7 protein-coding genes are annotated in these 26436 nt (G+C 72.1%); all 7 read right to left on the reverse strand.

What is annotated here, in order from left to right:
- Window position 1: 1 nt before the first annotated feature.
- Window positions 2–17377: a non-ribosomal peptide synthetase gene (locus ACTRO_RS15410; RefSeq protein ID WP_051450882.1), complete on the reverse strand. Its 17376-nt coding sequence runs from the start codon at window positions 17375–17377 to the stop codon at window positions 2–4.
- Complete coding sequence (locus ACTRO_RS15415) at window positions 17374–22338, reverse strand: non-ribosomal peptide synthetase (protein WP_051450883.1); 4965 nt, start codon at window positions 22336–22338, stop codon at window positions 17374–17376. Before ACTRO_RS15415 ends, ACTRO_RS15410 begins: the two co-directional genes overlap by 4 nt.
- Before the next feature lie 68 nt (window positions 22339–22406).
- Entirely contained in the window at window positions 22407–22613 is a 207-nt protein-coding gene (locus ACTRO_RS15420; RefSeq protein WP_051450884.1) for an MbtH family protein, read from the reverse strand.
- Between the two features lie 52 nt (window positions 22614–22665).
- On the reverse strand, window positions 22666–23676 hold the full coding sequence (gene sbnB / locus ACTRO_RS15425; protein ID WP_034263761.1) for a 2,3-diaminopropionate biosynthesis protein SbnB: 1011 nt from the start codon (window positions 23674–23676) through the stop codon (window positions 22666–22668).
- Window positions 23670–24662: a 2,3-diaminopropionate biosynthesis protein SbnA gene (sbnA, locus tag ACTRO_RS15430; RefSeq protein ID WP_034263763.1), complete on the reverse strand. Its 993-nt coding sequence runs from the start codon at window positions 24660–24662 to the stop codon at window positions 23670–23672. The genes sbnB and sbnA overlap by 7 nt, the downstream gene beginning before the upstream one ends.
- 54 nt (window positions 24663–24716) lie before the next feature.
- The gene (locus tag ACTRO_RS15435; protein WP_034263765.1) at window positions 24717–26156 is read right to left on the reverse strand and encodes a condensation domain-containing protein; all 1440 of its coding nucleotides are present in this window, start codon (window positions 26154–26156) and stop codon (window positions 24717–24719) included.
- A 2-nt stretch (window positions 26157–26158) separates the two neighbouring features.
- Window positions 26159–26404, reverse strand: coding sequence for an acyl carrier protein (locus ACTRO_RS15440; RefSeq protein WP_034263766.1), 246 nt, complete (start codon window positions 26402–26404; stop codon window positions 26159–26161).
- Window positions 26405–26436 lie beyond the last annotated feature (32 nt).

Below are 26436 nucleotides of genomic sequence, written 5' to 3' on the forward strand. Positions count from 1 at the left end.
TTCAGTGGGTCCGCAGCCGCGCGGCCAGGAACCGGGCGATTTCGCGGCCGGAGCGGCCGTTGGTCAGGGCGACCACGCCGTCGCCGGCCCGCAGCAGCGCGGAGACGGTGGCGCGGTAGCCGGGCATCTCGCCGCCGTGGCCGTATTCGAGGTCTGCGCCGTCGTCGTCCACGACCGTGCCCAGGCCGTAATGCGCCCCCGGATGCGGGGTGAGCATCTCGGCGGCCAGTTCGCGGGTGAGCACCCTGCCGCCGTCCCCGAGGTAGGCCGAGCGCACCTCGATCACGGCCCGGGCCAGGTCCGGCGCGGTGGTCCACAGCCCTGCCGCGGCCGTGTCCGGGCGCACCCGCCAGCCGCCGGGCACCGGGACGCCGGCCTCGTCGTGCCCGGCCGCGACCGGCCGGCCGCACCGGCTCGGGAAGTCCGGCTCGAAGCCGCTTCCGGCCATGCCCAGCGGATCCAGGACGAGCTCGCGGATCAGGTCGGCGAACGGCGTGCCGGTCCGGTCCTCGATCAGCTGCTGCAGGACCGCGTAGTTGACGTTGGCGTTCTCGAAGGCGGTGCCCGGGGCCCGGTCGACCCGGACCGGCGGGGTCCGGAACGGCGGACGCCCGTCGAGCAGGTCGGGCAGGCCGGGCAGGGGCTCGTCCGGCGCGAACACGGTGTTCTCCACCGGGGTCAGACCGGACAGGTGGCCGAGCAGCCGGCGCAGGCTCACCGCCCGACGCCCGGGCACCCGCCACGAGGTCAGGTAGTCGTTGATGTTCCGGTCGAACTCCAGCCGGCCGTCCCGGACGAGGCTGAGCGCGCCGAGGACGGAGACGAACTTGCTGACCGAGCCCACCTGGAAGACCGTGTCCGCGGTCGCCGGTTCGGCGCCGTCGGCCCGCAGCACCCCGAAGGCGCGCGCTTCCGCGATCTCGCCGCCCTCGATGAGCGCGATCGCCACGCCCGGAACGTGGTGCTCGGCCATGGTGGCCGCCGGGGACGGGATTCGCAGCCCGCGACCGCGCGTACTTGGGACGGCCGCGGCTTCCGGTGCGGCCGCGTCGGCGAGGGCGGCCGGGTCGGCCGCCCCGGGTTCGGTTCCCGGCTGCGGCACGCGGGCGGCGAACTGCTCCAGGGTGAGGTCTTCGTAGAACATCCGCAGCGACAGAGCCAGGCCGGCCTGCTGTGCGTCGGCGATTACCTGGATCAGCCGGATCGAGTCGCCGCCGAGGTCGAAGAAGCGGTCTTGCGCGCCGACCCGGCCGATTCCCAGGACCCGGCCCCAGATCTCGGCCAGCGCGCACTCCACCGGCGTACTCGGAGCGACGTACTCGACCCGGGCGGTGGCGCTGTCGCCGGGGTCGGGCAGGGCCCGCTTGTCGAGTTTGCCGTTGGGCGTGAGCGGCAGAGCAGGCAGGGTGACGAAGGCGGTCGGCAGCATGTACTCCGGCAGGGTCCTGGCAAGCGTGGCCCGCAAGGCGGACGGGCTCAGGGGATCGTCTGCGGCGTGATCCGCAGCGGAATCCGCTGAGTCGGGGTCAGGTGCGGGGGCTGCTGCGGACGAGGTGGTCAGGTAGGCCACGAGTCGTTTGTCGCCGGGGGTGTCCTCGCGCACCACGACGACCGCGTCGCGGATCCCGGGCACCGCGGCCAGAGCCGCCTCGATCTCACCCAACTCGATCCGGTACCCGCGAATCTTGACCTGGTCATCGATCCGGCCGCAGAACTCCAGCCGGCCATCCGGCAGACGCCGAGCCAGATCACCACTGCGATACAGCCGGGAACCGGGGGCACCGCCGAACGGATCGGGAACGAACCGCTCCGCCGTCAGCTCCGGACGCCCGAGATAACCGCGCGCCACACCGGGACCACCGACATAGATCTCACCCGGCACGCCCTCGGGCACCAGGTTGCCCTGCCCGTCGAGCAGGTAGACGCGCAGGTCCGCCAGGGGCCGGCCGATCGGGTTGCCGGCGTTCGGCGCCAGGTCGGCGCGCACGATCCGGTGATAGGTGGTGTGCACCGTCGTTTCGGTAATCCCGTACATGTTGACCAGGGCGACCCTGGCGAGGCTGTGCCGGGCGACCCAGGGGGCGAGTTCGGCGAACTCCAGCTTCTCCCCCGCGAACACCACCGCCCGCAACGACAACCGATCGATCCGCGGATCACCCTCACCCGCCAACCGCACCAACCCCCGAAACGCCGACGGCGTCTGATTCAACACCGTCACCCCATGCCCCACCAGCAAATCCAGAAAATCATCCGGCGACCGCGTCACACCCCGCGGCACCACCACCAGACGACCACCCTGCAACAACGCACCCCACAACTCCCACACCGACACGTCAAACGCATACGAATGGAACAACGGCCACACATCCGACTCATCAAACCCATAATGCTCCTGAGCCGACGACAACAACCGCACCACATTCCCATGCGACAAACACACCCCCTTCGGCCGACCCGTCGACCCCGACGTATAAATCACATACACCAAATCATCCGGACCCCCCGACACCCCCAGATCCGAACCCGACAAACCCTCCAGATCCTCCTCATCCAACACCACCACCACACCCCCGAAATCAGCAGGCAGACACCCCCGACCCACCGAATCCGTCACCACCACCGACACACCCGCATCCCCCACCATGAACCCCAACCGCTCCACCGGCTGCACCGGATCAAGCGGCAAATAACCAGCCCCCGACTTCAACACCCCCAACAAAGCCGGCACCAAATCCAACCCCCGCTCCAAACACACCCCCACCACACACTCACGACCCACACCCAACCCCACCAACCGACGCGCAATCCGATTCGCCCGCACATTCAAACCCGCATACGACAACCCCACACCCTCAAACACCACCGCCACCGCATCCGGCGACACACGCACCCGCTCCTCGAACAGCTCGTGCAAACGGTGGGTCACCTTGGCCACGGCCGGCTGCGAGGCCCCGCCGCTGATCAGCCGATCGCGTTCGCCGGCGGGCAGATACGTCGCCTGCGCGTCGCCGTCGGGGTCGGCGGCCATCGCCTCCAGCACCGCGCGGTACATGCCGGCCAACCGGTCGAGGTTCGCGCGGCTGAGCGCGGCGGTGGTCGTGGTCAGGTCGAGGCGGCCGCCGACGCTGATGACGGACAGGGCGAACTCGCTGTCGCCTTCGCCCAGGCTCACCTCGGTGGCGCCGATCCCGGCGACACGGCCGGAATCGCCGCCGCCGACCGCGCCCGTCGCGGCCCGCGCGGCACCGGAGAAGTCCTGGTAGTTGAACAGCACCTCGATCAGCCGCTGCCGGTTGCCGCGCTGAATCGCGGGCATCGGGTAGCGGCGGTGCGGCCAGAGCTCGACCTCCTGGTCGAACACGTCGCGGATCAGATCGCGCCAGGTGCGCGCGGACCGCTGGTAGACGAAGGGCAGGGTGTTGAGGAACATACCCTGGATCCGGTCCGCCCCGGCCCGTTCCGGCCGCGCGTCGCAGACCAGGCCCGCGTGGAACGCGACCTCTCCCGTCAGCTGACTCAGTACCTTGAGGTGCGCGGCGTGCAGCACGGCCTTGAGCGAGACCCGGCCGGCGGTGGCGAGCTCGCGCAGCCGCTCGTCGAGGTCGCGCAGGTCGACCTCCCCGTGCAGCGGAGTCGCAGTGCCCTGCTCGCCCCACCCGGGCAGTGTGAACCGGGCGGCGCCGGACACGACGCCGGTCCAGTACGCCTGGTCCTCCGGTGAGGCCAGCGCCTCGAGCTCCCCGGCGATGAAGTCGGCGTACCGCACGTCCGGCAGCGCAGGCAGATCAGGGGCCTGACCGTCACGGATCCGCTGGTAGGCCTTGATGACCTCCTCGAGCAGCAGGGCACTGCTCCAGCCCTCGGTCACGGCGTGGAAGATCGTGAACGTCAGCCACCAGGTGTCATCGGAGGCCAGGTGCGCCGCGACACGCACCAGCGGCGCGTTGCCGATCTCGAAGCGGTCGGCGCGCTCGGCGGCCACGTACGCGGCCAGCGCCGCGGACTGCTCCTGTGGCGGCAGGCCCCTCCCGTCCTCGACCACGATCCGCGGTTCGGCCGCCTCGTGCACGAGCTGCAAGGGCGTGGCGTAGCCGCTCAGCGCGAAGGAGGTGCGCAGGATCTCGTGCCGGTCGACGATCGCGCGGACCGCGGCGGCGAACGCCTCCGGTTCGAACGGCCGGGTGTCCCGGATCTGCTGGGACAGCACGCTCTGGTACGCGCCCGGACCCTCGCCGGCCATCAGCTCGAACACCATGCCGAGCTGGATCTGGGACAGCGGGTAGGCGTCGGCCAGACCCGGCGGCAGGGCCGCCCGGTCCGCCACGGAAAGCAGCGCGAACGGCTCGACCGCGGCGGCACGCGCAGCGGCGCCGGCCGAGGCGAGCGGGGTGAGCGCGGCGGCGAGTTCCGCGACCGTGCGCAGCGCGAACACCTCCCGGACCGAGGTGGCGTATCCGGCCGAGTGCAGCGCGCCGACCAAGGCGATGGCGCGCAGCGAATCACCGCCGAGGTCGAAGAAGCTGTCCTCGACGCCGACGCGGTCCACGCCGAGCACCTCGCGCCAGATCGCGGCGACCTGCTCCTCTCGCGGGTCGCGCGGGGCGACGTACTGGCCCACCGGGAAGTCAGAGGGCTGCGGGGCGGGCAGCAGGCCGCGGTCCACCTTGCCGGTCGGGCCGAGCGGCAGGACATTGAGCGCGACCAGGGCGGCCGGGACGAACGCGGCCGGCAGCGCCACGGCGAGCAGCGAGCGCAGCTGCGCCGGCGCGGGCGTCGCGTCTCCGGGCCGCGGCACGTAGTAGCCGACCAGGCTGCGACGGCCCTTGTCGGTGCGGACCACGACGACCGCGTCGGTGACGCCGGGGCAGCCGCGCAGGGCCGCCTCGATCTCGCCCGGTTCGATCCGCACGCCGTGCAGTTTCACCTGAGCGTCGACACGGCCGAGGAAGTCCAGGGTGCCGTCCGGGCGCCAGCACACTGCGTCGCCGGTCCGGTAGAGCCGAGCGCCGGGGCCGTCCGGCGAGCCCGCCTGCGGTTCGGGCGCGAACGGGTCGGGCACGAACGCGGCGGCGGTCAGTTCCGGCGAGCCGTAGTAGCCGCGGGCCAGGCCGACGCCGCCGAGGTACAGTTCGCCGCGCACTCCGGCCGGCACCGGGCGCATGTCCTCGTCGAGGACGTAGAGCCGCACGTTCGGGTGCGCCCGGCCGAGCGGGACGCGGGAGAGCCCTGCCAGTTCCTCGGCAGTGCACTGCCAGGCGGTGACGTCGATCGACGCCTCCGCGGGCCCGTAGGCGTTGAACACGGCGCAGTCGGGCAACGCGGCGGTCAGCGTCCGGGCGAGGTCCACCGGGAACTCCTCGCCGCCGAAGCACAGGCTGCGCAGTCCGGTGCACTCGGCCAGGCCGGCCGCCAGCAGCGGCGCCAGCAGGGTCGGCACCGCGTCGACGGCGGTGACTCCCTCGGCTGCGATCAGGTCGCGCAGGTAGCGCGGGTCCCGATGCCCGCCCGGCGCGGCCAGCACCAGCCGGGCGCCGACGGACAGCGCGGCGAGCACCTCGCCGACGGCGACGTCGAAGCCGATCTCGGTCTTGACCAGCTGGGCCGAGCCCGGCTCGAGCCGATAGACCTCCCGGGCCACGTAGTCGATCCGGTTGGCCAGGGCGGCATGCGAGTTGACCACGCCCTTGGGGCGTCCGGTCGATCCCGAGGTGTAGACGACGTAGCAGGTGCCGGCCGGGTCGGCCGTGCGGACCGGGTCGGTGGCCGGCATCTCGGCCCAGGGCGCCGGGTCCGCGAGCGCGATCAGCCGTGCCGGGCCGGCCGGCAGGGCCGAGCGCCCGGACGGATCGCAGAGCACGATGGGGGCCTCGATCTGCTCGAGGATGAAGGCCAGGCGTTCGGCGGGCAGTGTCGGGTCGAGCGGCACGTAGCCGCCGCCGGCCTTGATCACCGCCAGCAGCGCGATCACCTGCTCCACCGAGCGCTCGGCGCACACTCCGACCAGGACCTCGGGCCCGACGCCGAGGGCGCGCAGGTGGTGGGCCAACCGGTTGGCACGGGCGTTGAGCTCGCCATAGCCGAGCCGGGATCCGTCGTCGACCACGGCGACCGCGTCCGGGTCGGCGGCCGCCCGGGCTTCGAAGGCCTCGTGGGCGAGCCGGGGCTCGCCCGCGCCGGTCACCGCGTGGTTCGGGGCGTAGGCCCACTCGCCCAGGATCCGCTCGAGCTCCCCGGCGGGCAGGTACACGGCTCGGGCGTCGCCGTCCGCATCAGCGGCGATCGCCTCCAGGACGGCGCGGTACATGCCGGCCACCCGGTCCAGGCCGGACTGACTCATCACCCTGCCATCGGCGGCCAGATTGACGAAGCCGCCCGCGGTGCTCACGCTGAGCCCGAACTCGGTAGCGCCCTGCTCGTCGCTGGCCTGGATGTCCACCGCGCCGAGGTCCACCTGGTGGAAGTCGGTGAAGTCGAAGACCACGTCGAGCGGGCCGAGGCCGGTGGCCCGGCGGATCGCCGGCAGCGGGTGGCTACGGTGCGGCCAGAGCTCGACCTCGCGGTCGAAGGCCTGGTGGACGAGCTCCCGCCAGGTCGCCGCGGTGCGCTCGACGGCAAAGGGCAGGGTATTGATGTACATTCCGTTGACCTTGTCGGCGCCGAGCACCTCGGGCCGCGCGTCGCACACCAGGCCGCTGGAGAAGGAACGCTCCGACGTCAGCTGGCCGAGCACCTTCAGGTGCGCAGCGTGCAGCACGGACTTGACCGAGACGCGTTCGGCCGCGGCGAACGAGCGCAGGGCAGCGTCGAGGTCGTGGTAGGCGACGCGGGCGTGTGCGGCCTCCGCCGCAGCGTGCGCCTCGCCCCAGCCCTCGGGTAGGACGAAGGCCGGATAGCCTTCGGCGATCGCCCGCCAGTAGCTCTGGTCCTCGGCCGACTCCAGCGAGGCGACTTCGGCCGCGATGAAGTCGGCGTAGCGCACGCCGGTCCCGGCCGCCTCGGGCTGCTCGGCCGCGGTCCCGTCGCGGTGTGCGCGGTAGGTGCGGACGAACTCCATCAGCAGGGTATTGAAATCCCAGCCGCCCGTGACGAGGTGGCTCACCGCGATGGTCAGCCACCACGCCTCGTCGGTCTCGACGTGCGCGGCGACGCGCAGCAGCGGCGGGGCCTGGTCGAGGGCGAACGCGTTCGAACGTTCGGCGGCCACGAACTCCTCATGGCCGCCCATGTCCGGGTGGACCACGACGGCGGCCGAGACCTCGCCGTGCACCAGCTGGAGCGGCACTGAGTATCCGGCGGTCGCGAAGGACGTGCGAAGCGTCTCGTGCCGGTCGACGAGTTCCTGCACGGCGGCGCGCAGTGCGGCCTCTGCGAAGGGGCGGTCGTCGCGGATCCGGAAGGAGGAGACGATGTGGTAGAGCGTGCGCCCGGTCGCGTTCTGCGCCGCGACCGCCATGCCGAGCTGCGCCTGCGCGGCCGGATAGGCGTCGGTCACGCCTGGTGGCAGCAGCCTGCGATCAGCCTCGTCGATCAGGGCGAAGGGAGCGACCGGAACGAAGCGCGCGGCGTCGCCGGCCGCCGAGGCCGGGCGGGCGTCGAGCAGCTCGGCGAGCCGGGCCACGCTCTGGTACTGGAACACGTCCCGTACCCCGAGGTCGAAGCCGGCCAGCCGCAGCGCGCCGACCAGTGCGACCGCGCGCAGCGAGTCGCCGCCGAGTTCGAAGAAGCCGGCGTCCACGCCGACCCGCTCCAGGCCGAGCACTTCGGCGTAGATCTCGGCCAGGCGCCGCTCGGTGGCGGTGGCCGGCTCGCGTCGGCCGACCTGATCGCCGAGCGCGGCCAGGTCCGGGGCGGGCAGGGCGCGCCGGTCGAGCTTGCCGGTGCTGCCCAGGGGGATCGCCTCGAGCCGGACGAAGAACGCGGGCACCATGTAGTCCGGCAGCCGCACGCCGAGCGCGCTGCGCAGCACGGCGATGTCCGGGTCACACCCCTCGGCCGGCACGTAGTAGCCGACCAGGCTCTCCCCGCGCGCCACCGCCACCGCCTCGCGGACGCCCGGCTGCGCGGCCAGGACCGCGCTGATCTCGCCGAGCTCGATCCGGTAGCCGCGGATCTTGACCTGGTCGTCGATCCGGCCGAGGAAGTCGAGGCCGCCGTCCGCGCGCCGCCGGGCCAGGTCGCCGCTGCGGTAGAGCCGCTGTCCGGCGGCGAACGGGTCGGGTACGAACCGCTGCGCGGTCAGCTCCGGCCGGTTCAGGTAGCCGCGGGTCACCCCGGGCCCGCCGACGAAGATCTCGCCGGGCACACCCAGCGGCACCAGGTCGCCTTCCGGGCTCAGCAGGTGGAGCGTCAAGTCGTCGATCTTCCGGCCGACCCGGCTGGGCGCGCCAGAGGCGAAGTCGCTCTCGTCGAGTCGGTAGTAGGTGGTGTGCACGGTGGTCTCGGTGATGCCGTACATGTTGATCAGCTGGGGCCGGTCCAGGCCGAGCCGCCCGGCCCACGGGGCCAGTTCGGCCGGTTCCAGCTTCTCGCCGGCGAAGACGACCGCGCGCAGGTCCAGACGCTCCAGCCGGGCATCGCCCTGAGCCGCCGCGGCGGCCAGCGAACGGAACGCCGACGGGGTCTGGCACAGGATGGTGGCGCGGTGCTCGACCATCAGCTCGAGGAAGTCCTCAGGCGAGCGGGCGACGTCGAAGGGCACGACGACCAGGGTGCCGCCGTGCATCAGCGCGCCCCACAGCTCCCAGACCGAGACGTCGAAGGCGTAGGAGTGGAACAGGGTCCAGACATCGTGCTCGTCGAACCCGTAGTCGTCGCTGGTGCTGGTGAACAGCCGGTGCACGTTCGCGTGGGTGACGCATACGCCCTTGGGCCGACCGGTCGAGCCGGAGGTGAAGATGACGTACATCAGGTTCCCGGCGCTCGCACTCGGCTGCGGGTCGATGCCGGGATGGTCCGAGAAGTCTTCCTGGTCCAACAGGATCAGCTCGTAGCCGGGGCCTGCGGCGCCCGACGGCTCGGACGTATCAGATCCCTGTCCCGCGTCGGCCATCAGAGCACTGTCGCTGATCAGCCAGCCGGCACCGGACTCGGCGAGCATGTAGGCACGCCGATCCGCCGGGTAGGCCGGGTCCAGCGGCAGGTAGGCGCCGCCGGCCTTGAGGATCGCCAGGATGCTGACCACGACCTCGACACCGCGCTCGAGGTGGACGCCGACCAGCCGCTCCGGTCCGACGCCGCGGGCCCGCAGGTTGTGCGCGAGCCGGTTGGCCCGGGCGTTGAGCTCCGCGTAGGTCAGCCGGGTGTCGCCGAAAACGAGTGCGGTGGCGCCCGGGCGGGCGGCGGCGTGCTCCTGGAACAGCTCGTGCGGCGGGCGCACCGGGGCGGCCGGGACGACCCGGTTGACCTCGCCGAGCAGCAGGTCTCGTTCGCCCGCGGGCAGGCAGGTGGCGCGCGCGTCGCCGTCCGGATCGGCGGTCATCGCGGTCAGCACGGCCTCGTACATCGCCGAGAGCCGGTTCATGTTGACCCGGTTGAAGTACCGGGTGCTGCTGCTCAGTCCGAGGTAGCCGCCGATGGTGGTGACCGACAGGCCGAACTCGGTCGGGCTGTCGCTGATCGTCTCGTCCGAGTCGACCTGTTCGGTGTCGACGATGTGGAAGTCGAGGTAGGTGAAGATGACGTCGATCAGGCTCTCCCGGCCGGCCTCGCGCTGGACCGCGGGCAGCGGGAAGCGGCGGTGCGGCCAGAGTTCGACCTCGCGGGCGAACACCTGCCGCACCAGGTCGCGCCAGGTGCGTGCGCCGCGGTCGTGGCCGAACGGCAGGGTGTTGAGGTGCATGCCGTAGACCCGGTCCGCGCCCAGCACTTCGGGCCGCGCGTCGCACACCAGGCCGGCCGAGAACGACTCCTGCTCGGTCAGCTGGCTGAGCACCTTCAGGTGCACCGCGAGCAGCACCGCCTTGAGCGAGACCCGGCAGTCGGCGGCCAGGGCGCGCAGCGCCGCGTCGAACGGCCGCAGCGAGACTCCGCCGCGGATCGCTTCGCGCGGGGCGTCCGGCGCGGGGGCCGGCTCGTCGCACCAGCCGGACGGCAGGGCGAACTTCGGGTGCGATTCGACCAGCGCGCGCCAGTAAGCGCGGTCCTCCTCGCCAGCCAGGGACTCGAGTTCGGCCGCGATGAAGTCGGCGTAGCGGACCGCGGGCGCGGCCGGTTCGGCGGCTTCGGTCTCGGCCGCGCCGGGCTCAGCCGCGCCGGGCTCGACGCCGTCGAGGACCTCCCGGTAGCAGGTCAGCAACTCCATCAGCATGGAGTGGTAGCTCCACCCCTCGGTGATGGCGTGCGACTGGGTGAAGGACATCCGCCAACCGCCGTCGACCAGGTGCACGGTGAAGCGCAGCAGCGGCGCGGTGCCCAGGTCGAACAGCCGGTCGCGTTCGGCCGCGACGAACTCGGCCACCCGGGCGCGCCGCTCCATGTCGCCGAGCCCGCGCAGATCGTGCACCGCCACCGGGATCCGGGCCTCGGCGTGCACCACCTGCATCGGCACCGAGTAGCCGACCAGTTCGGCGGAGGTGCGCAGGATCTCGTGCCGCTCGGTGAGCACCCGGGCCGCCGCCTCGAGCGCCGCCAGGTCGAATCCGCGCTCGTCCGGAATCATGAAGGAGTTGACATTGTGGTACGCGTTCTGCCCGTCCTGGGCCAGCATCGCGACCAGCATGCCGACCTGCGCCTGCGACAGCGGGTAGGCGTCGACCGCGTCGGCCGGCAGCTTCGCACGGTCCTGCGAGTCGATCAGCGCGAACCTGGCCACCGGCTCGGCCGGGCCGGCCGGGGCCGGACGGCCGGTCAGCAGCTCGGCCAGGCGCTCGACCGTCTGGTACTCGAACACGTCCCGCACGGCCACGTCGAACCCGGCCGCGCGGGTCGCGCCGACGAGCGTCACCGCCCGGATCGAGTCGCCGCCGAGGTCGAAGAAACCGTCCGTGACCCCGACCCGCGCCACGCCCAGCACTTCGGCCCACACCGCCGCGATCCGCTCCTCGACCGGCGTGCGCGGGGCGAGGTAGTGCTGGTCGGCGCGCAGGGCGGATCGGTCCGGGGCCGGCAGGGCCCTGCGATCCAGTTTGCCGTTCACGGTCAGCGGCAGCACCGGCAGGGCGACGAACGCGGCCGGCACCATGTACCCGGGCAGCCGGCCGGCGCAGTGCTCGGCCAGCTCGCCGGCCGGGACCGGCTCGGCGCCGGCGGGCACGCAGTAGGCCACCAGGCGCCGGTCGCCGGGCTGGTCCTCGCGCACCAGCACGACCGCGTCGCGCACGCCCGGGTGGTCGGCCAGGACCGCGGTGATCTCGCCCAGCTCGATCCGGAAGCCGCGGATCTTCACCTGGTCGTCGATCCGGCCGTAGAACTCCAGGGTGCCGTCGGGCAGCCGCCGGGCCAGGTCCCCGCTGCGGTAGAGCCTGCTGCCGGGGGCGCCGAACGGGTCGGGCACGAACCGCTGCGCGGTCAGCTCCGGCCGGTTGAGGTAGCCGCGGGTCACCCCGGGGCCGCCGACGTGGATCTCCCCGGGCACGCCGAGCGGGGCCGGGTACCCCTCGCGGTCCAGGATGTGCACGGTCAGGTCGGCCAGCGGGCGCCCGACCTGGTTGCCGGCCCCGGCCGCCAGATCGGCCGCGGCCAGCCGGTGGAAGGTGGTGTGCACCGTGGTCTCGGTGATGCCGTACATGTTCAGCAGTTCCGGCGCCTGCAGGCCGAGCCGGTCGGTCCACGGATGCAGATCGTCGAACTCGAGCTTCTCCCCGGCGAAGACCACGGCGCGCAGCCGCAGCCGGCCGATCCGCGGATCGCCGTCGGCGGCGAGCCGGATCAGGCCCTTGAAGGCCGACGGGGTCTGGTTGAGCACCGTGACGCCGTGCTCGACCAGCAGGTCGAGGAAGTCCTCCGGGGAACGCGTGACCTGCTGCGGAACGACGACCAGCCGGCCGCCGTAGAGCAGCGAGCCCCACAGCTCCCAGACCGAGACGTCGAAGGCGAAGGAGTGGAACAGCGGCCAGACGTCTTCGGGCGTGAAGTGGTAGTGCCGGTCGCCTGCGGCCATCAGACGCAGAACGTTGGCATGGGTGACGCTCACGCCCTTGGGCCGGCCGGTCGAGCCGGAGGTGTAGATCACGTAGGCGAGGTTGCCCGGGCCGCTGAGCGACGGCGGGTTCTCGTCGGGGCGGGCACGCAGCTCCTCGGCGTCACGATCCAGATCGACCAGCGCGCCCTGGTAGAACTCTGCGATCCCGGCGGCGTGCCTGCCGCTGGTGACCACGACCGGCGCCTGCGCGTCTCCGAGCATGAACGCCAGCCGGTCCGCGGGCAGTGCCGGGTCCAGCGGCAGGTATCCGGCCCCTGACTTGAGCACGCCCAGCAGCGTGGGCACCAGGTCCGGCCCGCGCTCGAGACAGACCCCGACCAGTCGCTCCGGGCCGGCGCCGAGCTCGCGCAACCGGTGCGCGAGCCGGTTGGCCCGCTCGTTCAGCTCGCGGTAGTCGAGCTCCTCCTGTTCGAAGGCCACTGCGACGGCGTCCGGGTAGCGGGCCGCGGCCGCCTCGAAAGCCTCGTGGATGCCCTGGGTGACCGGCAGTTCCACCTCGCCGCCGGCCAGCGCGCGCAGCAGCTCGCGTTCGCCCTCGGGCAGGTAGACCGCGCGGGCGTCGCCTTCGGAGTCCGCGACCATCGCCTCGACCACGGCGCGGTACATCGCCGCGATCCGCTGGGCGTTGTCCAGGCTCAGCGAGCGCGGATTGGCCGTGAGCATGAAGGCGCCGGCGCGGCTGGAGACGGTCAGCGGGAACTCGGTCGGGCTCTCGTCGATGCTGGCCTGATAGTCCACCAGGTTGGTGTCGACCTGGTTGAAGTCCTGGTAGTTGAAGTAGACCTCGATCAGCTTGGTGCCGCCGGCCAGGCGCTGGATCGCCGGCAGCGGGAAACGCCGGTGCGGCCAGAGCCGGACTTCGCGGTCGAACACCTGCTGCACCAGCTCGCGCCAGGTGCGCGCCTCGCGGTCGACCGCGAACGGCACCGTGTTCAGGTACATGCCGTACACCCGGTCGGCGCCGGCGATCTCGGGGCGGGCGTCGCAGACCAGACCGGCCGAGAACTCCGCCTCATCAGTGAGCTGACTCAGTACCTTGAGGTGCGCGGCGAGCACCACGGCCTTCATCGAGACCCGGGCCTTGGCGGCCAGGGCGCGCAGACCGTCCTGCAAATCGTGGTAGGGCGCTGCGACCACATAGGTGCCGCGCGGCGCGTCCGGGTCGGTCGTTCCCCATCCCGTCGGCAGGGCGAACCGGGGGTAGTCGGCCACGATGCCGCCCCAGTACTCCTGATCCTGCGCGGATTCCAGGGACTCGAGTTCGGCGGCGATGAAGTCGGCGAACCGCACCTCCGGCAGTGCCACCGGCTCCGGCTCGAGCCCGTCCCGGATCCGGCGGTAGCAGGCGAGCAGCTCCATCAGCAGCGAGTGGTGGCTCCAGCCCTCGAGCACCGCGTGGCACTCGGTGACCGAGATCCACCAGACGCCGCCGTCGCACGCGTGCGCGCCGATCCGCAGCAGCGTCGGCGTGGCGAGGTCGAACAGGGTGGCCCTTTCGCGCCTGGAGTAGGCGTGCAGGTGCTCGGTGATCGAGGACTGAGTCTGGCCGGTCAAGTCGTGCACCTCGACCGGCATCACGGCCGACTCGTGCACCAGCTGCAGCGGCCGGCTGTAGGTGCTCAGGTCTATCCCGGTGCGCAAAACCTCGTGCCGGGCCACGACCACCGCGGCAGCGGCCCGAAGCGCCGCCTCGGAGAAGGGGGTCTGGTCGACGATCCGGAAGGAGGTGACGTTGTGATAGTTGTTCTGCCCGTCGCCGGCCAGCATCTCCACGAGCATGCCGGCCTGGACCTGGGAGAGCGGGTAGGCATCGACCGCCGACTCCGGCAGCCTGGCCCGGTCGGCGGCACTGATCAGCGCGAACGGTGCCACCGGGGCGGCCGCCTCGGCCGGGGCCGGGCGCCCCGTGACGAACCCGGCCAGCAGCGCGACCGTGCGGAACTCGAACACGTCCCGCACCGCCACGTCGAACCCGGCCGTGCGCAGCGCGCCGACCAGGGCCACGGCCCGGATCGAGTCGCCGCCGAGGTCGAAGAAGCCGTCGTCCACGCCGACCTTGTTCACCCGCAGCACCGCGGACCAGACGGCCGCGATCCGCTCCTCGACCGGGGTCCGCGGGGCGACGTACTCGCCCGCGGTGGTCTGCGTGCGCTGGTCCGGTGCGGGCAGGGCGCGCTTGTCCAGCTTGCCGTTGGCGGTCAGCGGGAGCGCGGCCAGCGGCACGAACACGGACGGGATCATGTAGTCGGGCAGCGACTGAGAGAGCAGGGCCCTGATGTCGCCGGGCGCGGGCGCCTGTCCGCCGGCCGGAACGCCGTAGCCGACGAGGCGTTTGTCGCCGGGGGTGTCCTCGCGCACCACCACGACCGCGTCGCGGATCCCGGGAACCGCGGCCAGCGCCGCCTCGATCTCACCCAGCTCGATCCGGTACCCGCGGATCTTGACCTGGTCATCGATCCGGCCACAGAACTCCAGCCGGCCATCCGGCAGACGCCGAGCCAGATCACCACTGCGGTAGAGCCGCGCACCCGGGGCACCGCCGAACGGATCGGGAACGAACCGCTCCGCCGTCAGCTCCGGACGCCCGAGATACCCGCGCGCCACACCGGGACCACCGACATAGATCTCACCCGGAACGCCGACCGGCACGAGGCCGCCGCGTGCATCGAGCAGGTAGACGCGCAGGTCCGCCAAGGGCCGGCCGATCGGGTTGCCGGTAGCGGTCTCGATCTCCTCCTGCGTCACCTGGTGGAAGGTGGTGTGCACGGTGGTTTCGGTGATGCCGTACATGTTCAGCAGCCGCGTCTGCGCCAGATCGCGGCGCGCGGTCCAGGGGGCGAGTTCGGCGAACTCCAGCTTCTCCCCCGCGAACACCACCGCCCGCAACGACAACCGATCGATCCGCGGATCACCCTCACCCGCCAACCGCACCAACCCCCGAAACGCCGACGGCGTCTGATTCAACACCGTCACCCCATGCCCCACCAGCAAATCCAGAAAATCATCCGGCGACCGCGTCACACCCCGCGGCACCACCACCAGACGACCACCCTGCAACAACGCACCCCACAACTCCCACACCGACACGTCAAACGCATACGAATGGAACAACGGCCACACATCCGACTCATCAAACCCATAATGCTCCTGAGCCGACGACAACAACCGCACCACATTCCCATGCGACAAACACACCCCCTTCGGCCGACCCGTCGACCCCGACGTATAAATCACATACACCAAATCATCCGGACCCCCCGACACCCCCAGATCCGAACCCGACAAACCCTCCAGATCCTCCTCATCCAACACCACCACCACACCCCCGAAATCAGCAGGCAGACACCCCCGACCCACCGAATCCGTCACCACCACCGACACACCCGCATCCCCCACCATGAACCCCAACCGCTCCACCGGCTGCACCGGATCAAGCGGCAAATAACCAGCCCCCGACTTCAACACCCCCAACAAAGCCGGCACCAAATCCAACCCCCGCTCCAAACACACCCCCACCACACACTCACGACCCACACCCAACCCCACCAACCGACGCGCAATCCGATTCGCCCGCACATTCAAACCCGCATACGACAACCCCACACCCTCAAACACCACCGCCACCGCATCCGGCGACACACGCACCCGCTCCTCGAACAGCTTGTCCAGGCGCGCCGTGGGCGGCTCGACCCGCCCGGTGCCGGCCGTCTCAAGGAGTACGGACAGTTCGGTGTCGTCGTAGAGCGCGATGTCGGAGACCCGCGTCCCCGGGTCGGCGGTGACTTGAGCGAGCAGTCGCAGATAGTGCCGCACCATCCGCTCGACGGTGGTCCGGTCGAACAGGGCGTCGGCGTACTCGAGCAGGCCGCGCAGGCGGCCGTCGGCACCGGTCTCAATGTGCAGAGTCAGGTCGACCTTCGCGACGCGCCACTGTGCGGGCACCGCTTCCACCTGCACGCCGGGCAGCGCGAGGTCAGCGGCCCGGCCCTCGTGCATGGTGAACGCGACCTGATACAGCGGCGTGCGGGAGAGGTCGCGCTCCGGCTGGAGCTCGTCGACCAGGCGGGCGAACGGGATCTCGCGATGATCGAAGGCGTCCAGCACGGCCGTGCGGGCCCCGGCCAGGAGCCCGGCGAACCTCGGGTCACCGTCCCACAGGCCGCGCACGACCAAGCTGTTGATGCCGTAGCCGATCAGGCCCTGCAACTCCGGTCGGCCGCGTCCGGAGACGACCGTGCCGACCGGGATGTCGGTGGCGCCGGTATACCGGGAGAGCAGCGCCTGGAACGAGGCCAGGAAGGCCACGAACAGGGTGACGTTCTGGGCCTCGGCCAAGGCGCGCAAGCCCGCGGCCAGGTCCTCGGGCAGTTCGAAGGGCACTGCGGAACCGTGCCAGTCGCGCACCGGCGGGCGCGGGCGGTCGGCGGGCAGTTCGAGCGGCGCCAGGTCGCAAAGCCGGGATCGCCAGTAGCCGAGCTGCTTCTCGAGCAGCCCGCCGGACAGAGTGGCTCGCTGCCACGCGGCGTAGTCGGCGTACTGGATCGGCAGGGTGTCGGCCGGCTTGGCCGGGCGGCCCTGCGGCTCCGCGGTGTACGCGGCGTAACCCTCGCACAGCTCGCGCAGGAAAACCTCGGTGGACCAAGCGTCACAGGCGATGTGGTGGAAGACCACTGACAACACGTGCTCGTCCGCGGCCAGGCACAGCAGACGGCCGCGCACCGGCCAGTCGCGCTCCAGGTCGAACCCGGTCGTGGCGTCCAGGGCCAGCTGCCGCTCCATCTGCTCGGCGCGCTCGTGCCCGGCCAGCGCGGTCAGATCGAGCTCTGCCAGCGCGAGCGCCGAGCCCGGGCCGGGTGCCGGGTCGACCAGCTGCACCGGCTCGTCCTCGACCATGGTGTAGCGGGTGCGCAGGATCTCGTGCCGGGCGACGATCGCGTCCCAGGCACGGGCGAGGGCCGGCCGGTCCAGTGGACCGGTCAGCCGCAGCGCCAGCGGGACCAGGTACTCCGCGCTGTCCGGCTCCAGCCGGTTGAGGAACCACAGCTGCTCCTGCCCGAAGGCCAGGCGCAGCGGCCGGGAGCGGTCGGCCGGCGCGATGCGGCCGTCGCGGCCCCCGCGCCGCCCGGCGCCGGCCAGCCGGCGCCGGACCAGCTCCTCCCGGGCCGCGTCGGCCGCGGCCGCGTCGTCGGCGGCGGGGCCGGATCCGTGGTCGGGGGCGGTTGCGGCGCTCTGGGTCATGCTCCTGGCTCCTTGGGCGCGGTGTCAGCGGTGGAATCGGCGGCGGTCTCGCGGCGCAGCTGCTCTTCCGGCAGCGCGGCGATTTCGGCCCGGATCTCGGCCTCGACCGCCTCGGCGAGGCCGGCGACGCTGGGCCGCTCGAAGATCAGCCGCATCGGCAGGTCGAGGTCGAACTCCTCCTGCAGCCGGGCGATCAGCCGGATCGCGAGCAGGGAGTGCCCGCCGAGCTGGAAGAAGTCGTCCAGAACGCCGACCGGCCGGCCGAGCAGCTCGGTCCAGACCTCGGCGATCCGCTCCTCGACCACGGTGCGCGGGGCGAGTTGCCCCTGGGCTCCGGCCCCGGACTCGGGCGGCCCGGGCAGCGCGGAGCGGTCCAGCTTGCCGTTGGCGTTGAGCGGGATCCGGTCGAGCAGGACGAACGCGGCCGGGACCATGTAGTCCGGCAGCCGGGTCGCGCAGTACTCCGCGAGCCCTTCGACGGCGGCGCCGTCCTGGTCGGGCACGTAGAAGGCGGTCAGGTGGTGCTGGTCGGCGAGGATCGCGGCGTCGCGCACGCCCGGGTGCGCCGCGAGCACCGCGCGGATCTCGCCCGGCTCGATCCGGTAGCCGCGGATCTTGACCTGGTCGTCGATCCGGCCGAGGAAGGCCACGTCGCCGCTCGCCAGCCGGCGCACCAGGTCGCCGGTGCGGTAGAGCCGGCCGCCCGCGCCGAACGGGTCGGGCAGGAACCGCTCCGCGGTCAGCTCCGGCCGTCCGGCATAGCCGCGGGCGACGCCGGTCCCGCCGACGTACAGTTCGCCGGTCACCCCGACCGGGACGGGACGCAGCGCGGAGTCGAGCACGTACATGGTCATGTTCGGCAGCGGCCGGCCGATCGGCACCGTGCCCTCCGGCTGCCGGTCCCGGATCGGGAAGATGCAGGTGCCCACCGACGCCTCGGTCGGGCCGTACTCGTTGATCAGCCGTCCGGGGCCGAGCAGGTCTAGCCAGCGGTTGGCCAGCGACCCGGGCAGCGCCTCGCCGGCCACCACGATCACCCCGGCCAGGTCCGCGGCCGCCTCATCCGCCAGCTGCTCGCCGAGGATCTGCAGGTGTCCGGGCGTCAGCTTGATGAAGCTGAACGGGCCGGCCGCGCTGAGCGCCGAGCCCAGCCGGGCCAGATCGAGGTCCGGGGCGATGACGTGCACCCGCTGCCCGACGACCAGTGGCGCCCACAGGTTCGGCACGACCAGGTCGAAGGCCACTGAGGAGAACAGCGGCGCGCCGCCGGTGCCCCGGCTGGCGAGTTCGGCCGCCGCCCAGCCGACGTGGTTGGCCAGGCCTCGATGGGTCACCTGCACGCCCTTGGGGCGGCCGGTGGACCCGGAGGTGAAGATGACGTAGGCCAGCTCGTCCGGGTCGGTGGTCCGCGGCAGCGCGCGCACCGAGGTCGAGCCGATCATCTGGGCGTGCTTGTCCACCATCAGCGTCGGCACCGTCAGGCGCTCGGCGTATGCGGCGGTACTGACCGCGGCGCTGGCTCCGGCGTCCTCGAGCATCGCGGCGATCCGCTCCGCCGGGTAGCTCGGGTCCAGCGGCACATAGGCGCCGCCGAGCTTCCACACGCCGAGCAGCGTGGCGAGCAGGTCCACGCCCCGGTCCAGCAGCACGCCGACCACAGCGCCGGCGCGAAGGCCGCTGTTGTGTAGCAGGTTCGCCGTCCTGGCGGCCTGGGCGTCGAGCTCGGCGTAGCTGTACGTGCGCTCGCCCGCTTCGAGTGCGACGGCGTCCGGGGTCGCGGCGACCTGGGCCTCGAACCGGTCGAGCACGGTGCCGGCCGGGAAGTCGGCCGCGGTCTCGTTCCATCCGGCCACCAGCTGCCCGCGTTCGGCGTCGGCCAGGTACTCGAGATCGGCCAGAGCGGTGTCGGGGTCGGCGACCGCGGCAGTCAGCAGCCTGACGAAGTGGTCGGCCAGGCGCTGCACGGTGTCCCGGTCGAAGACCGTCGTGGCGTATTCGAACGCTGCGGCCAGGGAGCCGTCGGCCCGGCGCCACATGAACAGAGTCAGGTCGGTCTTGGCCACCTTCCACGCGCGCTGGAAGGCCTCCATCGCGGTGTCGTCCTCGGCGGTGACGCTGGTCGCGCCCTCGTCCTGCAGGTCGAAGGCGACCTGGTAGAGCGGGGTGCGCGACAGGTCGCGCTCCGGGACGAGCTCGTCCACCAGCAGCTCGAACGGCAGCGCCTGGTGTTCGAACGCTGACACGGCGGACGAGCGCACCCGGCGGACCGCCTCGGTGAAGGACAGCTCCGGGGCCAGGCCGCAGCGCAGCACCAGGGAGTTGAGGAAGAACCCGGCGACGTCGCCCACCTCAGGCCGGCCGCGGCCGGCCACCGGGGTGCCGACCGGGACGTCCCACTGGCCGGTGTACCGGGCCAGAGTCGCGGCGAATCCGGCGAGCAGTGTCATGAACGGCGTCGCCGCGCAGCCGCGGCCGAGGTCGGCGAGCGCGCCGGCCAACTCGGCCGGCAGTTCCACCCGCACCCCGGAACCGGCCGGGTCTCGCTCGGCCGGGCGCACCCGGTCCGCGGGCAGTTCGAGCCGCGGCAGGTCGGCCAGGGCCTTACGCCAGTATTCCAGTTCGCCGGTGCGCACCTGGTCGGTCAGCTGCGCACGCTGCCAGGACGCGAAATCCGCGTACTGCACCGGCAGTTCGGGCAGCTGCGGCACGCGGCCGGCCACCTCGGCGGCGGCCAGTTCACGCAGGTCGCGGCTGAGCACAACGGTGCTCCAGCCGTCGGATGCGATGTGGTGCAAGGTGATCAGCAGCACATGCGGCTGCCCCGGAATGCGCACCAGCATGGCCCGCCACAGCGGGCCGTGTTCGAGGTCGAATCCGCCATCGAACTGTTCGCCGAACAGCTTGGCGAGCCGATCGTCGACCTGCTCGGCGTTGCTCGCGGGAAGGTCGACCACGCGCAGCTCCACCGGTCCGGGTGCCCCGGGGTACTGCAAGGGCTGTCCCTCGACGGTCGTGTAGTGCGTACGCAGCGCCTCGTGCCGCACTTCGAGCGCGTCCAGAGCGCGCTGCACGGTGAGCACGTCCAGGTCGGCCGGCAGCCGCAGGAACAACGGCGCGACCCACTCCCGGCTGCCCGGGTGCATCTGGTCCAGGAACCACAACCGCTGCTGACCGAAGGAGAGCGGCAGCCCTCGGCCGCGCGGCAGCAGCGGGATCGCCGCCGCGGCGCCCTCTCCGCCGTCGCCGGCCCCAGCGCTCTCCGCCAGCAGCGCGGCCTGTGCGCGCACCGTGGTCGCGGTGAACAGCTTGCGCGGCTCGATGGCCGCGCGGCCGCCCTCGATCAGGCGGCCGGCCAGCCGGGCGAGCACCAGCGAGGAGCCGCCGAGCTGGAAGAAGTCGTCGTGCGCGCCGACCCGCTCGATCCCGAGCAGGTCCTGCCAGGCCTCGGCGACGAACCGCTCCTCCGGGGTGCTCGGCTCGACGAATCCACCCTGCTCGGCCGGCTCCACGATCGCGGCCAGCGCAGCGCGGTCCACCTTGCCGTTGGGCGTCAGCGGGAATCGCTCGACCGAGCGGAAGACAGCCGGGATGACCGCCTCAGGCAGCCGTCCGACCAGGTACTCACGCAGCTGCCCGGGCGGCACCGGCTCTGCGGTGCGTACGTACGCGGCCAGCCGGGTCGCGCCGGATTCGTCCTTGAGGCCGACCACGGCGGCGCCGCGCACCTGCGGGTGTCCGGTCAGCACCGCCTCGATCTCGCCCGGCTCGATCCGCACGCCGTTGACCTTGAGCTGGTCGTCGACCCGGCCGAGGTACTCCAGGCTCTGGTCCGCCCGCCAGCGCGCCCGGTCGCCGGTGCGGTAGAGCCGGGAGCCCGGCTCGCCGAACTCGTCCGGAACGAACCGGTCCGCGGTCAGCGCGGGCTGATTCAGATAGCCGCGCCCCAGGCCGCGGCCGCCGAGGTACAGCTCGCCGGCCATACCGACCGGCACCGGCTCGCCGGCCGGGTCGAGCACCACCACGTACAGGTTCTCGATCGGACGGCCGATCGGCACCGGCCCGGTCAGCTGCGCCGGGTCGAGCCGGTGCGCGGTGGCGTCGATGGAGCACTCGGTCGGGCCGTAGGTGTTCCACAGCGCGAAGTCGTGGCCGGCCAGCAGCCGCTGGCACAGCTCGGCGTGCAGGGCCTCTCCGGCGGAGAAGACCAGGCGCAGCGACGAGCACTCGCGCCAGGCCGGCTCCTCGGCGAGCAGCCGGTACACCGAGGGCACGCCCTGCAGAACCGTGATCCGCTCGTCGCGCACCGCCCGGGCCAGTGCCGCCGGGTCGCGCTCGGCTCCGCGCGGCGCCAGCACCACGCAGCCGCCGGAGCTGAGCGGGCCGAAGAATTCCCAGCAGGCAGCGTCGAATCCGATCGAAGTCTTCTGCAACACCCGGTCGGCCGGGCCCAGGCCGTGGCGGCGCACGGTCCACCCCACCCGGTTGCCGATGCCCTCGTGGGTGACCACGACGCCCTTCGGCCGGCCGGTCGAGCCCGAGGTGTACACGATGTACGCGGCGGCGTCCGGCTCGATCCGCACCCGCGGATCGCTGTCCGGGCAGCGCTCGAGCGCGGTCCAGTCCGTGTCCGCGTCCAGCACGACCTTCGCGGCGGTGTCCTGCAGGATCCACTCGCGCCGAGCGGCCGGATAGGCCGGGTCGATCGGCACGTACGCGCTGCCGGACCGCCATACCCCGAGCAGGGCGACGACGAGGTCGAAGCCGCGTTCCAGGCACACCGCCACCGGCACCTCGGGGCCGGCCCCGAGGTCGCGCAGGTGGTTGGCCAGGCGGTTGGCCCGGGCGTCGAGCTGCGCGTAGCTGTGGACGAGGCCGCCGTCGAGGACCGCGGCCGCCTGCGGGGTGCGCGCGGCCTGCCGGGCGACCTGGTCGTGCAGCAGGACGGGCGAGATCGTGCTCATCGCGACTCCTAGCGAGGTGACGGGTGGTGCGGATCAAGGTGCCGGCCCGCGCTAGGCGGGCCGGCCGGTCAGGCCTGCGCGGTCTCGGCCATCCGCCGGCGCAGGCTCAGCGGGCGCATGTCGGTCCAGACCTCGCCGATCCGGGCCAGGCACTCCTCCCGGGTGCCGCTGGTCCCCTCGGCCCGCCAGCCGGGCGGCAGCTCGCGCTCCGCCCACCACAGCGAGTACTGCTCCTCGTCGTTGAGCACCACCAGGAAGCCGCGCTCGTCGCTCATCGCTACTCCAGTTCCGTTGTTTCGCAGGGTTCGTAGATTGCCTGGCCGCCGGTCAGGCGACCAGGGCGCCGCCGTCGAGCAGGAAGTCGTCGAATCGCGTGCCCAGGCCCCGGTCCAGGGCCGCGCAGCGCACGTAGTCCGCCAGCGCGAGGTCGAGCATGCCGAGGCCGAACGGGGAGAAGACCACGTTCTGCTGCGGAGTGCGGCGCAGGGCCGAGGGATCGCGCACCAGCCGCCCGAGGGAGGCGTGGATGAAGTCGCGGTTGCCCGCGACCTGCTCGGTCAGGTGCAGCGAGGTGCGTTCGCGGCACACGTGGTCGGCGTCGTCGACCACGTTGACCGAGCTGAGGATCGCCGCCGGATACAGGTCGCGCAGCGAGACGTGCAGCAGCACGCTGCCCGGCGGCACGTCGTCCAGGCCCATGTGCGGTTCGGCCGCGGTGGTGGCGATCGAGTGCAGCCGGTGGCCGCGCAGTGCCGCGGCGGCGCTCGGGGCGACCTCGACGGCGACGTCGGGCAGCTCCTCGGCGGCGCGGCGGCGGAAGGATTCCGCCCGGTCCTGGTCGCGGTCGAACACGCTGGCCGCACGGAGGTTCGGCAGCACGGCGGCGAGGAACCTGAGCACCTCGAAGTTGATCACGCCGCAGCCGAGCAGCGCGGCCGAGCCGGACTGCTCCGGCGTGGTCAGGACCGAGGCGGCCAGCGCGGCGCTCGCCGCGGTGCGCCGGGCGGAGATCACCGAACCCTCGATCAGCGCCTCCGGCTGCCCGGTGGCCAGGCTGTTGAGCAGGATCGCGGCGCTGGCCCGCTGGAGCCCGGAGTCCAGGTTGCCGGGGAAGGAGGAGATCCACTTCATCCCGGCGACCGGCTGCGGTCCGCCGAGGTAGGCCGGCAGGCCGATGATCCGGTTGCGCGCGTTGCGCGGGAAGCGCAGGAAGACCGAGTGCGGGACCGCGGCCTGCCCCTCGTCGTAGAGCCGGTAGGCCTCCCGGACCAGGTCGACGAGCTCGCGCTCGCGCCCGTCCAGCAGTGCGGAGACCTCCGCCTGGCGCAGGATCAGCATCTGCGGTCCTTCCACAGGTGGGAGACCTCACCGAAGTGAGTGGTCACCCACGGGTCCGAGTAGATGGTGTTGAGGTAGCGGTCGCCGCCGTCCGGGAAGATCAGCACGCAGGTCGACCCGTCCGGGATCTGCTCGAGCCGGCGGCCGACGGCGGCCACGGTCGCCCCGGAGGAGCCGCCGGCCAGGATCGCCTCGCGGTCCACCAGCCGGCGGCAGGCCACCACGCACTCCAGATCGGACACGTGCACCACGTCCTGGGCCAGCGCCGGGTCCGCCAGCGGCGGCACCACCGACGCGCCGTGGCCCGGGATCAGCCGCACCGCCGGGGGCTGGCCGAAGATCATGCTGCCCACCGCGTCCACGGCGACGACCCGGGTCTTAAGTCCCTCGGCCCTGATGTACTCGGCGCAGCCGCGCAGGGTGCCGAAGGTGCTGGTGGAGCAGAACAGGTAGTCCACCGGCCGGTCCAGCGCCCCGACGATCTCGGCCATGGTGCCGCGGTGCGCCCGCGGGTTGAGCGGGTTCGAGTACTGATTCGGGTTGTAGGCGTGCGGGATGGCCTCGACCAGCTCGGCCACCCGGCGCAGCCGCATCGGCAGGTACTCGCCGGTCTCCGGGTCGGGCTGGGTGATCAGCTCGATCTCGGCCCCGTAGGCCCGGAGGATGGCAAGGTTCTGCTTCGTCGTCTTGGCGTCGACCACGCAGACGAACCGCAGGTCGAAGTAGCGGCAGAGCTGGGCGATGCCGATGGCCAGGTTGCCGGAGCTAGACTCGACCACCACCGACACACCCGGGATCAGCTCGCCCGAGCGGACCCGTCCGAGCAGCATGCTCAGCGCGGACCGGTCCTTGATGCTGCCGCCCGGATTGAACCGCTCCAGTTTCGCGAACACCCTCGAGGAGGCGTCCGGAAACAGGCGGGCGAGCGCTACCAGCGGGGTGTTGCCCACTGTCGAGAGGATCCCCTCAATGCCCTGATCGGCCACGGCCTCCCCTAGCGTCGTGCCGCCTCAGGCGGCACTTCGGACCACTGACGTAATTCACGAGAACAGCGACTTCTCTGCCGGCCCCGCGTCCGCCCGGCCGCCGAGCAGGGCCAGCCGGCGGCGCTCGGCCGGGTCGGTGAGCACGGCCCGGGACACCGGCCGCGCCGGGTCGGCGCAGGCCGCGCCGAGCAGGTTCAGGTAGCGCTGGAGCAGAGTGCCGATAGTGGACTCGTCGAACAGCTCGCGGTCGTAGCGGAAGACCACCGCGAGCGCGTCGCCGTCCTGGGTGAACTCCACCGTCAGGTCGCACTGCCCTTCTAGGTGCGGCACGTCGAGCCGGGTGACGCGGTGCCCGGCGATCCGGCCGGATCCGCCGGCGCCTTGCGCCGCGGACTGCTCGCGCAGGCCGGTGACCATCGTGGCCGCGATCCGGAACAGCGGTTCGCCGGCCGAGGCGGCCGGGCCCATCAGGGCGTACGGATAGCCGGAGCGGGTCATGGCCGCGGCCAACTGCCCGCCGACCTGGCCGATCGCTTCGGCGAAGGTGGTCTCCTCGCTCCAACTGCTGCGCACCACGATCGAGTTCACCAGCAGCCCGACCATGTCGCGCAGCGACCGGCTGCGCCGGACCGTGGTCGGACAGCCGACCAGCAGTTCGTTCTCGCCGGTGTATCGGTGCAGCAGAGCGTGCAAGACCCCGAACAGCAGGCTGAACGGAGTGACCCGCAGCGACTGGGCGGCCTCGCGGACCCGCTGCGCGGCCTCGTCGGACAACGCGCTGCTGCACGTGCCGCCGTCGAACGCGGAACTCGCCGGCCGCGGCCGGTCGGTGGGCAACGCCGCCGCCCGGCCACCCGCGGCCAGATCCCGCCAGTACGCGGCGAGCTCGGCCCGCCGCGGCGAATCAAGCAGCTGACGTTCCCGGGTGACGTAGTCGTCGTAGGTACCGGTCAGTTCCGGCCAATCCGGCTCGGACTCCACGTCGTACGCCCGGTAGGCCTCGAGCAGGTCGCGCCAGATCAGGTGCATCGAGTACGCGTCCGTGGCGATGTGGTGCGCGGCCACGACTACCGCGGCGTCCTGCTCGCGGTGCAGCACGAACACCCGGAACGGCTCTTCATCGGAGAGCCGGAACGGGCTGCGGGCCAGGTCTCGGGCCGAGGCGACCAGTTCCACGTCGTCGAGGCCAGGCACCTGCCGCTGTTCGATCCGCACCGGGCCGGCCGGATGCACGACGCGCACCGGCCGGTCTTCGAGGTCGACGAAGCGCGAGCGCAACAGCTCGTGCCGGCCCACCAGCGCCTCGACGGCGCGCTCCAGCACATCCGGCCGCGGTGCCGGGTTGAACAGCACAGCGCCGGCGTCGTTGTACGCGGAGCTTTCCGGGGCGGTCCGGTGCAGCAGCCACAGCGCCTGCTGACCGACCGACAACTCCCGGACGCGGTCGCCCGGGACGGCGCGCGGCCGTCCGTCGGCCGCCGAGCGCTCGGCCATGCTCAGCCGACTCGCACGGAGGCGATGAAGGCGATCAGGTCCCGCACCTTCAGGATGTTGCCGACCTCGGCGTCCGGGACGGACATCTCGAAGACCGACTCGGCCTCGGCCAGCACGTCGATCCGGTTCAGCGAGTCCAGACCGAGGTCCTCGAAGCTCATCTCCGGGCTTATCTCCCAGTCGACGAGGTCGGTGTTGTTGGATCGCAGGATCCGGATGACCTCGTCCTCGATCTGCTTGTCAGTCATGCTTTCTCTCCCCTTGTCGATGAAGTGCGTCG

Origin of the sequence: Actinospica robiniae DSM 44927, assembly GCF_000504285.1 — a bacterium.
GTDB classification, from domain to species: Bacteria; Actinomycetota; Actinomycetes; order Streptomycetales; family Catenulisporaceae; genus Actinospica; species Actinospica robiniae.

What these genes read in the sequence shown, in the direction of transcription:
- sbnB (WP_034263761.1), bottom strand. Translation starts at nt 23,676, where the DNA reads ATGCTGATCCTGCGCCAGGCGGAGGTCTCCGCACTGCTGGACGGGCGC.
- ACTRO_RS15410 (WP_051450882.1), bottom strand. Translation starts at nt 17,377, where the DNA reads ATGACCCAGAGCGCCGCAACCGCCCCCGACCACGGATCCGGCCCCGCC.
- ACTRO_RS15420 (WP_051450884.1), bottom strand. Translation starts at nt 22,613, where the DNA reads ATGAGCGACGAGCGCGGCTTCCTGGTGGTGCTCAACGACGAGGAGCAG.
- ACTRO_RS15415 (WP_051450883.1), bottom strand. Translation starts at nt 22,338, where the DNA reads ATGAGCACGATCTCGCCCGTCCTGCTGCACGACCAGGTCGCCCGGCAG.
- ACTRO_RS15440 (WP_034263766.1), bottom strand. Translation starts at nt 26,404, where the DNA reads ATGACTGACAAGCAGATCGAGGACGAGGTCATCCGGATCCTGCGATCC.
- ACTRO_RS15435 (WP_034263765.1), bottom strand. Translation starts at nt 26,156, where the DNA reads ATGGCCGAGCGCTCGGCGGCCGACGGACGGCCGCGCGCCGTCCCGGGC.